The sequence below is a fragment of the Candidatus Dormiibacterota bacterium genome, assembly GCA_035635555.1.
Classification (GTDB): Bacteria; Acidobacteriota; Polarisedimenticolia; order Gp22-AA2; family Gp22-AA2; genus Gp22-AA3.
In genome coordinates this window covers 1-13,652 of record DASQAT010000024.1, presented here as the reverse complement: position 1 = coordinate 13,652, position 13,652 = coordinate 1, and the positions used below count along the sequence as shown (strand labels likewise).

9 protein-coding genes and 1 pseudogene are annotated in these 13,652 nt (G+C 68.9%); 6 read left to right on the top strand and 4 right to left on the bottom strand.

Features of this window, described 5'->3' with window-relative positions:
* From VEW47_05845 to VEW47_05835, 3 genes are all read left to right on the top strand, one after another.
* Positions 1–2,587, top strand: a 2,587-nt coding sequence (locus VEW47_05845; protein HYS04699.1) for a phosphorylase, incomplete at its 5' end; no start/stop codon positions are given.
* Positions 2,580–2,990 (top strand): alternative ribosome rescue aminoacyl-tRNA hydrolase ArfB, encoded by a 411-nt coding sequence (gene arfB / locus VEW47_05840; protein HYS04698.1) that lies wholly within the window; start codon positions 2,580–2,582, stop codon positions 2,988–2,990. The genes VEW47_05845 and arfB, both read left to right, overlap by 8 nt.
* A 42-nt stretch (positions 2,991–3,032) precedes the next feature.
* Positions 3,033–4,829, top strand: coding sequence for an ABC-F family ATP-binding cassette domain-containing protein (locus tag VEW47_05835; protein ID HYS04697.1), 1,797 nt, complete (start codon positions 3,033–3,035; stop codon positions 4,827–4,829).
* A gap of 18 nt (positions 4,830–4,847) precedes the next feature.
* On the opposite strand, the gene VEW47_05830 is transcribed toward VEW47_05835, so the two are convergent.
* Both VEW47_05830 and VEW47_05825 read right to left on the bottom strand, forming a co-directional pair.
* Positions 4,848–5,303: a YaiI/YqxD family protein gene (locus VEW47_05830; protein HYS04696.1), complete on the bottom strand. Its 456-nt coding sequence runs from the start codon at positions 5,301–5,303 to the stop codon at positions 4,848–4,850.
* Between the two features lie 17 nt (positions 5,304–5,320).
* The gene (locus VEW47_05825; protein ID HYS04695.1) at positions 5,321–5,860 is read right to left on the bottom strand and encodes a methylated-DNA--[protein]-cysteine S-methyltransferase; all 540 of its coding nucleotides are present in this window, start codon (positions 5,858–5,860) and stop codon (positions 5,321–5,323) included.
* Positions 5,861–5,975: 115 nt separating this feature from the next.
* On the opposite strand from VEW47_05825, the gene VEW47_05820 reads away from it, so the two are divergent.
* Both VEW47_05820 and VEW47_05815 read left to right on the top strand, forming a co-directional pair.
* Positions 5,976–7,613: an ABC-F family ATP-binding cassette domain-containing protein gene (locus VEW47_05820; protein HYS04694.1), complete on the top strand. Its 1,638-nt coding sequence runs from the start codon at positions 5,976–5,978 to the stop codon at positions 7,611–7,613.
* Between the two features lie 42 nt (positions 7,614–7,655).
* Entirely contained in the window at positions 7,656–11,429 is a 3,774-nt protein-coding gene (locus VEW47_05815) for a S8 family serine peptidase (GenBank protein ID HYS04693.1), read from the top strand.
* Between the two features lie 120 nt (positions 11,430–11,549).
* Here the strand turns inward: VEW47_05815 and VEW47_05810 are convergent.
* Together VEW47_05810 and VEW47_05805 are read right to left on the bottom strand one after the other, a co-directional pair.
* A pseudogene (locus VEW47_05810) lies at positions 11,550–11,711 on the bottom strand (short-chain fatty acyl-CoA regulator family protein).
* A gap of 180 nt (positions 11,712–11,891) precedes the next feature.
* Entirely contained in the window at positions 11,892–12,806 is a 915-nt protein-coding gene (locus VEW47_05805; GenBank protein HYS04692.1) for a post-COAP-1 domain-containing protein, read from the bottom strand.
* A 313-nt stretch (positions 12,807–13,119) separates the two neighbouring features.
* Between VEW47_05805 and VEW47_05800 the strand changes: the two genes are divergently transcribed.
* Positions 13,120–13,299, top strand: coding sequence for a hypothetical protein (locus VEW47_05800; GenBank protein HYS04691.1), 180 nt, complete (start codon positions 13,120–13,122; stop codon positions 13,297–13,299).
* Positions 13,300–13,652 lie beyond the last annotated feature (353 nt).

The window sequence follows — 13,652 nt, the reverse complement described above, 5'->3', positions numbered from 1 at the left end:
TCTCCTGCCGCCCCAGGACCTGGCCGTCCTGCGTTCGGCGGCGCGCGTGCTGATCCTGGCGAACCGGGGAACGCTGTCGGAGCAGGCGGTGCGGCAGCAGGCGCCGAGGCCGGAGCCGGTTCCGCCGCGCCGCCGCCCGGCCCGCGGGACCCCGGAGACCCTGTCCCCTCCCGCGCTCGATCTCGAGTTCTGGAACGGCCTGGGAGGATTCACGCCGGACGGCCGCGAATACGTCACGCTCCTGGACAAGGGACGGAGGACGCCGGCCCCCTGGATCAACGTCGTGGCGAACCCGGCATTCGGATTCCAGGCCTCCGAGTCGGGCTCGGGGTACACCTGGTCCTCGAACAGCCGGGAGAACAAGCTCACGCCCTGGTCGAACGATCCCGTCGGCGACGCTCCGGGCGAGGCGTTCTACGTGCGCGACGAGGACAGCGGGGTTCTCTGGGGGCCGACGTGCCTCCCCATCCGTGAAGAAGCCGGACGCTATGTCATCAGGCACGGCCAGGGTTACACTCGCTTCGAGCACGTGTCGCATGGAATCGCGCTCGATCTCCTGCAGTTCGTGCCGCTGAACGATCCGATCAAGATCTCCCGCATGACCCTGGAGAATCGTTCCGGCCGCAAGCGGCGGCTGTCGGTTGTGGCCTACGTTGAGTGGGTGCTGGGCGTTGCGCGCACGGGTACGGCGCCCTTCGTGGTGACCGAGATCGACCCCGCGACCGGGGCCCTGTTCGCGCGAAACTCCTGGAACAGGGAGTTCGCGCACCGGATCGCCTTCGCCGATCTGGGCGGGCGCCCGACATCCTCGACCTGTGACCGCCTCGAGTTCCTGGGCAGAAACGCGACCCTCGAGCATCCCGCGTCGCTTCTGCGCGGCGGGACGCTCTCGGGAACGACCGGGGCCGGGCTCGACCCCTGCGCCGCTCTGCAGACGATCGTCGAGCTCGAACCGGGGGAGCGCACCGAGGTGTTGTTCCTCCTGGGGCAGGGGGAGAGCCGTGAAGAGTCCCGATCCTTGATCGAGCGGTACCGCGGGATGAACGGCGACTCGGTTTTTCGCGAGGTCCAGGAACACTGGGATCGGGTCTTGGGCACCGTGCAGGTCAAGACTCCCGAACCCTCCCTGGATCTTCTTCTCAACCGCTGGCTTCTCTACCAGACGCTCTCGTGTCGCATCTGGTCCCGGTCCGCGTTCTACCAGTCCAGTGGGGCCTACGGCTTCCGCGACCAGATCCAGGACGTCCTGGCCCTGGCGGTGATGAGACCCGATCTCGTGCGCGAGCACCTCCTGCGGGCCGCGGCCCGGCAGTTCCCTGAAGGGGATGTCCAGCACTGGTGGCATCCCCCCACGGGCCGCGGAGTGAGGACCCGGATCTCCGACGACCGCCTCTGGCTTCCCTATGCGGTGGCCCGTTATCTCGAGACGACCGGGGACGGGGCGGTGCTCGACGATAAGGTTCCGTGGCTCGAAGGCGCGCGACTCGAGGACGGGCAACAGGAAGCCTACTTCCAGCCCACCGAATCGACCGATCGGGCGACGCTGTTCGAGCATTGTGCGCGGGCCCTGGATCGAAGTCTCGAGGTGGGCAGCCACGACCTGCCGCTGATGGGTGGCGGGGATTGGAACGACGGGATGAACCGTGTGGGCCACGAGGGCCGGGGAGAGAGCGTCTGGCTGGGCTGGTTCCTCCTCGCGAGCTTGAGAGAGTTCGCCCCGATCGCCGACCGGCGCGCGGAAAGTGGGCGCGCGGCGCGGTGGCGGATGAGGGCCGCCTCCCTCCAGGCTTCGCTCGAGCGGGAGGCCTGGGACGGCGAGTGGTACCGGCGTGCGTTTTTCGACGATGGAACGCCGCTCGGGTCGGCGGCGAACGACGAGTGCCGGATCGACTCCATCGCGCAATCCTGGGCGGTCCTCTCCGGTGCCAGTGACCGCACGCGCGCGCGCCAGGCCATGGGGTCCGTCGAACATCATCTCGTCAGGCGCGAGGCTGGGCTCCTGCTGCTCCTCTCTCCGCCCTTCGACCGGACACCCCTCGACCCCGGGTATATAAAAGGATACCCGCCGGGCATCCGGGAAAACGGCGGACAGTACACCCACGCCGCGGTCTGGTCGGTGATCGCTTTCGCCGAGATGGGCGAAGGAGACAAGGCCGCGGATCTCTTCAATCTCTTGAACCCGATCCGCCGTGCACACAGCCAGGCGGACGTCGACACGTACAAGCTGGAGCCGTACGTCGTGGCCGCGGACATCTATTCCGAGCCTCCTCACGAAGGACGAGGGGGATGGACCTGGTACACCGGGGCGGCGGGCTGGCTGCACCGGGCGGGTCTGGAGTGGATGCTCGGCTTCCGGAAGCGAGGCTCCACGCTCCGCATCGATCCGTGCATCCCCCGACGGTGGCCGGGATTCGAGATCGCCTATCGTCACGGCCGCACCCTCTACCGGATCGACGTCCAGAACCCGAAACGTGTCTGCAGCGGCGTGTCCCGTGTCAGTCTTGACGGAACGCCGCTTCCGGGGGAAGGGGTGGTCCCTCTGTCCGACGACGGCCGCGAGCACCAGGTGCAGGTGGTCCTTGGATAAAGCGCCGACCATCATCCTGAAGCAGAGCGAAGTCGAAATCGAGGCCATCCGCGCGCAGGGCGCGGGCGGCCAGAACGTCAACAAGGTCAGTAACGCCGTCCACCTGCGATTCGACATCCGCGCCTCGTCCCTGCCCGACGCCGTCAAGACGCGGCTGCTCGGCATGAAGGACCACCGCATCAGCGCGGACGGGGTCGTGGTGATCAAGGCGCAGAACACGCGCAGCCTCGAGAAGAACCGCGAGGACGCCCTGGCGCGCCTGCGCGCCCTGATCGCCGCCGCGGCGGCCGTGCCGCGACCGCGGCGCCCGACGAAGGCGACGTACGGTTCGAAGATGCGACGCGTAAGCGGCAAGATCAGGCGCGGCCGGGTCAAGGCGCTGCGAGGCCGCGTCGACGGCTGACGGCCGGCCCGCGCGAAGGCCGATGTATACTGCGGTCCCGTCATGCCCCGTCCCGCACTCCTCAGTTGCGACGCTGTCACCAAGTCGTTCGGCGGACCGCCGCTCTTCGAAGGGCTGTCGTTCGCTCTCCACGAGGGGGATCACGTCGGGCTGGTCGGCCCCAACGGAGCGGGCAAGTCGACGCTCTTGAGAATCCTCGCCGGCGTCGAGAGCCCCGATTCGGGGACCTGCAGCCGCCGGAAGAACCTTCGCATCGGCCATGTCCCGCAGACTCCCGTCTTCCCCACGGGGATGTCGGCCGCCGAGATCGTCGCCGGAGCGATCGCGGCCGATGGACGGCTCGACGACCACGAGCGGCAGCGGCGTGTCACACTGACTCTGCGCAAGGCCGGGTTCACGGACCCCGATGTCCAGGCCGACCTCCTGTCGGGGGGCTGGCGCGCCAGGCTCGCCATCGCGCGCGAGCTGGCCAAGTCGCCCGAAATCCTCCTGCTCGACGAGCCGACGAACCACCTGGACATCGACTCGATCCTCTGGCTCGAATCGCTGCTCCAGGACCCCTCCACCGCGTTCGTCGCGGTCAGTCACGACCGCTACTTTCTGGAGAGGGTGGCGCGGCGGATGCTGGAGATCAGCCGGCTGCACGACTCGGGCCTGTTTCACGTGAGCGGGACCTACGCGGATTTCCTGGAGGCGCGCGACGAGGCCCTGGGCAACCAGGCGGCCTACCGCGACACCCTGGCCGGTCTCGTGCGTCGCGAAGTGGCCTGGCTGCGCCGTGGAGCGAAGGCGCGGACGTCCAAGTCGAAGGCGCGCATCGACTCGGCCGAGCGCAGCATCGAACGGCTCGAGGCCGCTCGCGCGCGAGGCGTGGTCTCGACCGCCGGAATCGAGTTCACATCGTCCGGACGGAAGACGAAGCGGCTGTGGTCCGGCGAGGGACTGCGGATCGCATTCGGAAGCACGACGATCGTCGAGACGCTCGATCTGCTGCTCGTCCCCGGCATGCGATTGGGCATCCTCGGCCCCAACGGATCCGGCAAGACGACTCTGCTCCGGACGATCGTCGGGGAGATCGCGCCCGCGGCCGGGACGATCCAGCGCGCCGAGGCCCTGCGTGTGGTCTACTTCGACCAGAATCGGGAGACCCTCGATCCCGCGCTCACTCTCAAGCGGGCGCTGGCGCCCGAGGGAGACAGCGTGATCTATCGCGATCGAGCGCTCCACGTCGCGGCGTGGGCGAAGCGCTTTCTGTTCCACCCAGGGCAGCTCGAGACCCCGGTGTCCCGGCTTTCAGGTGGCGAGCGCGCCCGGATCACCCTCGCCCGGATGATGCTCCGGCCGGCCGACCTGCTGGTCCTCGACGAGCCCACGAACGATCTCGACATCCCGGCCCTCGAGGTCCTGGAGGAGGCGCTGCTCGAGTTCCCCGGCGCCCTCGTTCTGGTGACCCACGACCGGCACCTTCTCGATCGGGTATCGACCCAGGTGGTTGCGCTCGACGGCCGGGGCGGGGCACAGCATTACGCCTCGTACGACCAGTGGGAGGCGAACCGTCAGCGACGGCCCATGGAAAAACGGGAGACGCCGGCCGCGCGGACGCCGCGACCGGCCGTCCGCCGGCTCAGCTACCTCGAGCAGCGCGAATGGGACGGCCTGGAGGCCGCCGTCAACGACGGCGAATCCCGCCTCGCGGAGGCGCGCCGGCGCGCCGAGGATCCGTCGATCGCGACGGACGCGGACTTGCTGCAGAGGCGGCTCGCGGAGCTGGGCGAGCTTCAGGCCCAGGTCGACCGGCTCTACAAACGATGGGGCGAGCTCGAGGAGAAGCAGAAGTGACGGGCAGGCGCCGCGGGATCACGGGTTCCGCCGCCGGATCGTCCGGATCGCCTCGTCGAGACGGTGCAGGAAGCGCGAGCGATCGCGCGCGCTGAACGGAGGCGGGCCTCCGGTCAGGCTCCCGAGATCGCGAAGATGGGCCGAGAGCTCCCGGCCCGCGAGGGCCGCGCCGATGTTGTCCTCGGTGAACTCCCCGCCCCGCTGATCGAGGACGACGGCCCCCTTCTTCAGGCAGCGCGACGCCAGCGGAATGTCCGCCGAGATTACGATGTCGTCCCGGCCGGCATGCTCGACGATCCAGTCGTCGGCGGCGTCGAAGCGATCCCCCACCACGACCAGCGTGAACCTGTCCTCCTCCGGGATCCGCATGCGCGCGTTCGACACCACCGTCGCGCCGAGCCCGTGCCGCCGCGCCACGCGGTAGACCTCGTCCTTCACCGGACACCCGTCGGCGTCGACGAAGATGTCGAGCATTCGATCGGTCCTCCACACTAGAGATTCGTGGATTTGAATGGCGGGAGCGGGCCTGGAACCAGACGCGCGCCTTCGTGATGGAGCAGCCATTCCTTCCGAGGAAGGCCGCCGCCGTAGCCTGTGAGGCGTCCGTCCGTGCCGATCACGCGATGGCAGGGGAGCACCAGGGGGATGGGATTGGCGCCGTTGGCCGCGCCTACGGCGCGCACGGCGGCCGGACGTCCGACGGCGCGCGCCAGATCGGCGTAGGACCAGGTTCGTCCGGCGGGGATCTCGCGCAGCTTGAGCCACACGTCACGCTGGAAGTCCGTCCCGCCCGGGTCCACCGCAACTTCCTCGAGAGCCTGCAGATCGCCCCGGAAGTAGCGCTCCAGTCGCGACGCAACGCCGCCCGGGTCCTCGCATTCGTGGATCGTGACGGTTCCGAAACGCCCCTGGACATCGCGGCGCAGGCGCACCGCGTCGCCACGAAGGTCCAGCCGGAGCAGCGTTCCGCCCGCCACGGCGAACGCCAGCGGCCCGATGGGGGACAAAAGCGTCGCCTGATCAATCCTCACCGGACTCTCCTCCCCGCACCCTTCGCCTCCCGCTCGATCGTCTCCCTATTGTAGCCTCGCTGAAACCGGGCAGGTTTACATCCGCGCCGGGAGCGGGGAGAATGGCGCCCCGGTCATGATCACTTTCGCGAACATCGGCAAGCAGTATGGGAGGCAGATCCTCTTCGTCGAGGCGTCCTTCCAGCTCAACCCCGGCGAGAAGGTCGGGCTCGTCGGCCCGAACGGCTCCGGCAAGACCACCCTCTTCCGGATGATCGTGGGCCAGGAGGCGCCGGACGACGGCGAGGTGGCGGTTCCGAAGAGACTCACGATCGGCTACTTCCGCCAGGACGTGGAGGAGATGGCGGGACGCTCGGTGCTGGACGAGGCCATCGCCGGCAGCGGCCGGGTCGGCGAGCTGCACCACGAGCTGGAGGCGCTGCAGCAGGCGATGGCCGACCCGGTCCGGGCCGGTGATCTGGACACCATCCTGGCGCGCTTCGGCGAGGTGCAGGAGGAGTACACACACCTGGGGGGCTACGCGCTCGAGAGCCAGGCGCGCGAGGTGCTGCACGGGCTCGGGTTCGACGACGAGCGGATCGACCATGATGTCGGCGCGCTGTCGGGCGGCTGGAAGATGCGCGTGGCGATGGCGCGCGTGCTGCTCGCCCGCCCCGATGTGCTGTTGATGGACGAGCCGACCAACCACCTCGACATCGAGTCGATCATCTGGCTCGAGTCGTACCTGAAAGGCTACCCGGGCGCCCTGCTCATGACCTCGCACGACCGCGACTTCCTGAACCGCGTCGTCTCGAAGATCGCGGAGATCGACGGCGGCGAGATCACGGTCTACTCCGGCAACTACGACTTCTACGAGCGCGAGCGCCGCCTGCGCGAGGCGAACCGCGAGGCGGCCTACGCCCGCCAGCAGGCGATGCTCGCCAAGGAACAGCGGTTCATCGATCGATTCAGGACGCACGCCGCCAAGGCGGCGCAGGTGCAGAGCCGGATCAAGGCCCTCGACAAGATCGAGAAGGTCACGCTTCCCAGGCGGCGCACGGTCGTGGCCTTCGATTTTCGCGACCCTCCGCGGTCCGGCGACCAGGTGGTGGTGATCGAAAATCTCCACAAGGCCTTCGGCCGCCGCGTCATCTACGAGGGGATGAACCTGACGATCAGGCGCGGTGAGCGCTGGGCGGTGATGGGCAGGAACGGCGCCGGCAAGACGACGCTGCTGAAAATCATCGCGGCGGTGCTGCCGCCGGATTCAGGCACCGTACGGCTCGGCGCCGCGCTCCGGATGGGCTATTTCGCCCAGCAGTCGCTCGACGTCCTCGACCCGGCTCTCACGGTCCTCGAGCAGCTGCAGGCGGATTTCCCGCTCGAGGGGGTCGGGGTGCTCCGCACCCTGGCGGGAGCGTTTCAGTTCCCGGGGGACGACGCCGACAAGAAGATCAGGGCGCTCTCGGGCGGCGAGAAGTCGCGCCTGGCGATGGCGCGCCTGCTCTTCGACCCCCCGAATTTCCTCGTCCTCGACGAGCCCACCAATCATCTGGATCTCGCCACCAAGGAGATGCTGGTCGACTCGCTCGAGTCGTTCGAGGGGACGATGATCTTCGTGTCGCACGACCGCGCCTTCCTGCGCGGCCTGGGGACACGGGTGCTCGAGCTCGGCGGAGAGAGTGGAACGGAGTCGCAGCCCCACGTGTACCCGGGGTCGTACGTCGAGTATGTCGAGCGGACCGGGCACGAGGCGCCGGGAACACATCTCTAGCACGGACCCGCGTACAATGGCGCATCACTCGCGGATATCACGATGAACAGGAACAGGGGCAATCGGGTATTTGTGCTCGCTCTTCTGGCGGCTTCGCCGCTGATCGCGGCGGCACCGGAGTCCCGGCCGCTCCTGCTTCGCTACGCCGCGGCGACGTTCCGCGCCGATGGGCCGGCCCCCGACGCTCCCGGCTGGTACCACGACGCCTCCGAGCGCGACAGCCCCCGCGGCCGCCGCTACCTGGTCGCGATCGCCGCGGCTCCTCTCGACCCCGCGCAGATCCGGCAGGTCGAAACGGCGGGCGCCACCGTCCTCGGATATATCCCGACGAACGGCTACCGCGTGCGCATCGATCCTGCGAATGTGGACCGTCTCCGCGCTCTTCCCTTCATCGCGTGGCTGGGCGCGCCCCCCGCGCACTTCAAGATACAACCGGAACTCTCGCTGCGCGCCGGGCGCGCCGATCTCCCCGTGCGGCTGCGGGCCATCCTCGAGGCCGGCGAGCCTCCGGCGCGCGCGAAGCGCGCGCTGTCCGGCCTTGAAGTGGTGGCCGCCCCGTCGGGCAAGGACGCCGCCTGGCGGCTCGAGGCGACCGTCCCGGCTGCGCGGCTCTCCAACGTGCTGTCGCGCCTCGCGGGGCTGCCCGAAGTCGAGGCGGTGGAGATCGCGCGCCCGTTCCGTCCGCTGAACCAGGACGCGGTCTGGGTCCACCAGTCCTTCATCGGCCCCTCTCCCCAAGAGACGCCGATCTTCGATCAAGGGATCTTCGGATGCGGCCAGACGCTCGGCCTCGCCGATACTGGACAGGACTACGACGCCTGCTTCTTCCGCGACACGGTGAACGGCCCGCCCCCGTTCGCGTTGTGCCTCGCCGCCCCCTGTCCTCCCGCCTCCCCGGCGACGAACCGCCGCAAGGACATCCTCTATTACAACTGGTCCGGAACGCCGACCGGCGACGACGACACCTGCCCCCCCACCCTCGGTGCCAGCGGCCACGGCACGCACACGTCCGGCTCCGCCGCGGGGGATCAGCCGCCCTACGCCGATTGCGCCTCGTTCACGACACCCGGCCGCACGGGGGGGGACGGGCTGGCGCCGGGCGCGAAGCTCGTCCTGCAGGAGATGGGCGACGGTCTCGAGTATCTCAACAACCGGGGCGGCACGCTCTGGAATCTGGCCGACGTCGCCTTCCAGAGCGGCGTGCGGATCCACTCCGACTCCTGGGGAGGCGCCTGCACCGACATCTTCGGCGCCTGCGTCCCCGGATGCACGATCCCCTACGATTCCTTCGCGCGCGACGCCGACCTGGCGATGTGGACCTACCCCGATCTGCTCCTCGTCACCTCCGCCGGCAACGGCGGGCAGGTCTGCCCGCCGCCCGTCTCGGTCGGCACGCCCGCGAACGCGAAGAACCTGGTCACCGCCGGTTCGGTCGGACACGGCGTGGCCGCGAACACGCCGTCGGCGTTCTCGAGCCCCGGCCCGGTCCACGACGGGCGGCTCAAGCCGACCGTGGCGGCGCAGGGAGAATCCACCGTGTCGGCCGCCTCCGACGCGAACCCCGGCTCGAACAACTGCGGGACCTGCCCGCTCGACGGGACCTCGATGTCGTCGCCCACGACGGCGGGTTTGGCGGCGCTCGCGCGCGAGTACTACACCGCCGGCTATTACGCGACCGGGTCGCGCGCTTCCGGATCGGGGTTCACGCCCACCGGGGCGCTCCTGAAGGCGACCCTCATCGACGGGGCCGTAGCACTCGGAACCGCCGCGCCATCTCCCGACTTCGACTCGGGGTACGGCCGTGTCCTCCTCGGCGCCACCCTCGCCTTCACGGGGAGCCCGTTCAGGCTCCGCGTGGATGATCACCGCGCGGGAATCGCCACCGGCAGCATGGTGACGCACGCCTACGACATCGCCGCGGGCGAGCCGTTCCGGGCCACGCTGGTCTGGACCGATTTCCCGGCGGCGCTCAACGCCGCCGTGGCGCGCGTCAACGAGCTGAAGCTCGAGGTGATCGACCCGGCCGGCGGCGTCTGGTTCCAGACTCTGGATGGGGCGACCGGCGCGCCGGTCCAGACCAGCAACGCCTCCGCCCCCTACGACACGTTGAACGTCGAGGAACGCCTCGTCTTCAACAGCCCCGCGCCCGGCCGCTGGGTCGTGAGGGTGAGAGGCGTGAACATCCCGATGGGCCCGCAGCCGTTCGCCCTCGTCGTGCGGGGAGCGCTCACCGACTGTCCGGCCCCCTCGTCCCCCGCGGCACCGACCCTGACGACTCCGGCCGACCACCAGGTCCGCGTGAACTGGAGCGGCGTGGGGGGTGCTCTCGCGTACAACGTCTACCGCAGCCTGGGCGCCTGCCCGGGAGGGCCGTGGATCCCTGTGGCGACGGCGGTGACGGGGACCACCTTCCTCGACACGACCGTCTCCGGAGGCGCCACGTACAGCTACACCGTCGCCGCCGCTTCCGACGCCGGCGCCTTCTGCGAGTCGGCGCCCTCAGGCTGCGCGCAGGTCGTCCCGACGGGCGATTGCTTCCTGTCTCCGTCGTTCGGCGGCGTCAGCGCCGCGTCCAGCGCCGGGAATGCCCGATGTGCCGTCAACCTGGCCTGGAGCCCGGCGAGCTCCGCCTGCACGGCCGACGTGCGGTACAACGTCTACCGGAGCGACTCGACCTCCTTCACGCCGGGCCCCGCCAACCGGATCGCCCGCTGCATCGGCACGACCTCATACACCGACGCGCTCTCCCTCGTCCACGGGACGACCTATTACTACGTCGTCCGCGCCGAGGACGCGACGACCGGGCACGCCGGTCCCTGCCGCGGCGGGAACGAGGAGACGAACGTCGTGGAGGCCTCCACGAGTCCGGCCGGCCCGGCGGCGCCGGGGACCCTCACCGACGACGCCGGCGACACCGGTCCGGCCACGTTCACGGCCGCGCCTCCCTGGGTCGTGGCGTCCACGGGTGGCCACACCGGCTCGAAAGTCTACCGGGGCGACAGCGGCGACAGCGTTTGCGCCGATCTGACGAGTCCCGTCCTGACACTGGCCAGCCCCGCCCAGGGGCCGCTGCTGTCCTTCTCGACGATTCACACGCTGGAGTACGACCCCTTCGGGTTCTTCGGCGCCGAGGGGTCGGTCGGACAGGTGGAGATCGCCACGGGTCCCGGCTTCACCGGCTGGACGCGCGTTCCCCTGACACCCGACTACCCCGCCGTCGTCGAGTTTCCGTTCAACAACTGCGACACGACGGGGAACATCGATACCTATTTCAGCGGCACCAACCAGACGTATTCGACCTACACCGCTTCACTGGCGAACTGGGCGGGGGGGGACGTGAAGATCCGGTTCCGCCTCTCGGGTGACCCTTTCTATCCGGGCGGATCGTGGTGGGTGGACGACATCCAGGTCACCCATACTCTTGTCCCCGGGTCCTGCACGACACAGGCGGCGGGGCCGCCCCCGATCCCGGACGGCGCCTCAGTGCCCGGGCAGCCGCTGAAGGTCGCGACACACGGAGCCGACCTCGTCCTGAACTGGGACGCGACGCGGTGCCCCCCCACCGCGGTCAACATCTATTGGGGAAATCTGGGGAGCTTCTCGACCTTCGCGGGCGGATTCTGCGGCCTCGCCCCCACCGGCACCGCGACGATCCCGCTGGCCGGAAATGTCTGGTTCGTCGTCGCGGGCACCGACGGCGCCGCAACCGACGGCAGCTGGTCGCGCGACCCGCTGGGCAACGAGAAGAACTACAGCGGCGCCGCCGGCGCCTGCCCCGCCATCAGCCAGCACGTCACCAACAACAGCTGCCCATAGAGGAACTCGCTTTCAAGGGATGGCGGTGGCGGCGGGAGTCGAACCCGCATCCAGAAGAGAGCAGCCTTCGACCTCGACGCCCACGGCGACCTTGCCTTCAGTCGCTGGTCGCCGCTTCGGCTAACGCTCCCCTTCCGACGTCGAAGCGTAGAACGACGCTCCGCGGACGTTCTCGTCGATCTCGAGCGGGCTCTGGATGGCGGGAAAGGCGCGCTGCTCGCAATTCATGCGATCGCACAGGCGGCAGGTGACGCCGACCGGCACCGCCGCGGGGTTCCCGAGGTCGACGCCGTCCTCGCACGTGGTTCCCGGTCTACGGGGGTCGCCCGCCCTTCCCCGGCGACTCCGGACTCCTGCTGCACGCGGAGCGCCTCAGCTTCCCGCACCCGGAATCCGGGGAACGGCTCGAGGTCTCCTGCTTCCCGCCGCCCGCGCTCCGCAGCTGGCGCCTGGCTTGAAGGATTACTTGATCTTGATGCTTCCCTCATTGATCGTGGCCGCAGGCAAATGGATTGTGCCAAGGGTCAGCGTGAGGCTGCCTTGACCGTCGGCATTCGTCACCACCACGATGGTGAAGGGGACATCCAGGAGTGGAGGAGTTCCGTCACCCATATCCACGCTGCACTGTCCTGAGAAGGTTGCGGCGTCAGCAGCCCAGGAAGAACCGCTGCTGGTTTTGCCTTCCAGTTGAATCGACCGCTCCAGACCAAGGACAGAAATGCCTGTCAGGGTGGTCTGGAACTGTCCCTCGGCTGTCTGAGCGTAGGCAATCGTGACGCCCAGTCCAAATAGTGTGCCGTCGAGAAGAACACCGTTATACAAGGTACCAGATGGGAAGACGCCTCCTCCTGCACCCGTCATCCCCGTCTCACTCTGAGCGATCCCTGACGATGATTTATGGACCTGGATGTTCCCTCTGCTGATCGTTCTCTTGGGGGGACCGACCTCCGTCGGCGAGTTCGGCACAATGCTGACCTCTAGCTTGTCTCTGTCCCGGCCGGGCTCACCTCCATCTTCTACGCTGACCACAAACGTGCATGGAGTCAGGTTACATGTCCCCGAGCCTTGGAAGGTCGCAGTCGTGGGGCTGTCCACGATGAGCAGAGTGACTGGTCCGTTCACGTGCAGCCCGGTCGAGTGATTGAGGTAATTGAAGTGGCCGGTCGTCGGGCCGCCCAGTGTTTGGCGCTCCGCGACGAACCCGAAACTGGCGATCCCTCCAGCGTTCGGAACTACCTGCCCGCCACCCGTGACTTTAGCGACAGCGCAGACGTCCCCAGGGCCTGCCTGGCAAGCGCCATTCCCATTGCAGGTATCGCCGAAGGTGCAGACGTCGTCATCTTCGCAGGGGGTCCCGTTCAGCGCCTTACGGTCCACGCAGGTCTTGTTCACACCATCGCAGGTATCGACGGCGTCGCACTGACCCGTAGGAAGCCCGCATACGGCCCCACCTGGCGCCACCGCATCGGGCGGGCAGTCGTTGCTCACCCCATTGCAGCTCTCCGGCACATCGCACGCGCCCGTGGCGGGGCGACACGAATCCATGCTCTTGCGATCCACCGGGCAGATGCTACTCACGCCGCTGCACGTCTCAGCCGGGTCACACTCACCGCCCGAGGCGCGGCACGCCGCCCCCGCGTTGCCGACCGGGTGCTGGCAGCTCACGCTGCTGCCGTCGCATTGATCGAGCGTGCACGGGTTCCCGTCCGACGTGCAGCTCGTTCCCGCCGCACTCCTGGCGTCCGCCGGACAGGAGGTGTTCGTGCCATTGCAGCTCTCGGCTGGATCGCACTCACCGCCCGAGGCGCGGCACGCCGCCCCCGCGTTGCCGGCCGGGTGCTGGCAGCTCACGCTGCTGCCGTCGCATTGATCCAGCGTGCACGGGTTCCCGTCCGACGTGCAGCTCGTTCCCGCCGGGCTCCTGGCGTCCGCCGGACAGGAGGTGCTGGTGCCGTCGCAGGTCTCGGCCGGATCGCACTCGCCGGGGTGACGTGCCGCGTCTCAGGCGGCGAGTGCGATCCGGCCGGGTGCTGGCAGCTCGCGCTGCTGCCGTCGCACTGATCGAGCGTGCACGGGTTCCCGTCCGACGTGCAGCTGGTTCCCGCCGCACTCCTGGCGTCCGCCGGACAGGAGGTGCTCGTGCCATTGCAGCTCTCGGCTGGATCGCACTCACCGCCCGAGGCGCGGCACGCCGCCCCCGCGTTGCCGGCCGGGTGCTGGCAG

Excerpts from the sequence above, each read along its gene's own strand:
- VEW47_05815 (HYS04693.1), top strand. The coding sequence starts at position 7,656 with ATGAACAGGAACAGGGGCAATCGGGTATTTGTGCTCGCTCTTCTGGCG.
- VEW47_05835 (HYS04697.1), top strand. The coding sequence starts at position 3,033 with ATGCCCCGTCCCGCACTCCTCAGTTGCGACGCTGTCACCAAGTCGTTC.
- VEW47_05820 (HYS04694.1), top strand. The coding sequence starts at position 5,976 with ATGATCACTTTCGCGAACATCGGCAAGCAGTATGGGAGGCAGATCCTC.
- VEW47_05830 (HYS04696.1), bottom strand. The coding sequence starts at position 5,303 with ATGCTCGACATCTTCGTCGACGCCGACGGGTGTCCGGTGAAGGACGAG.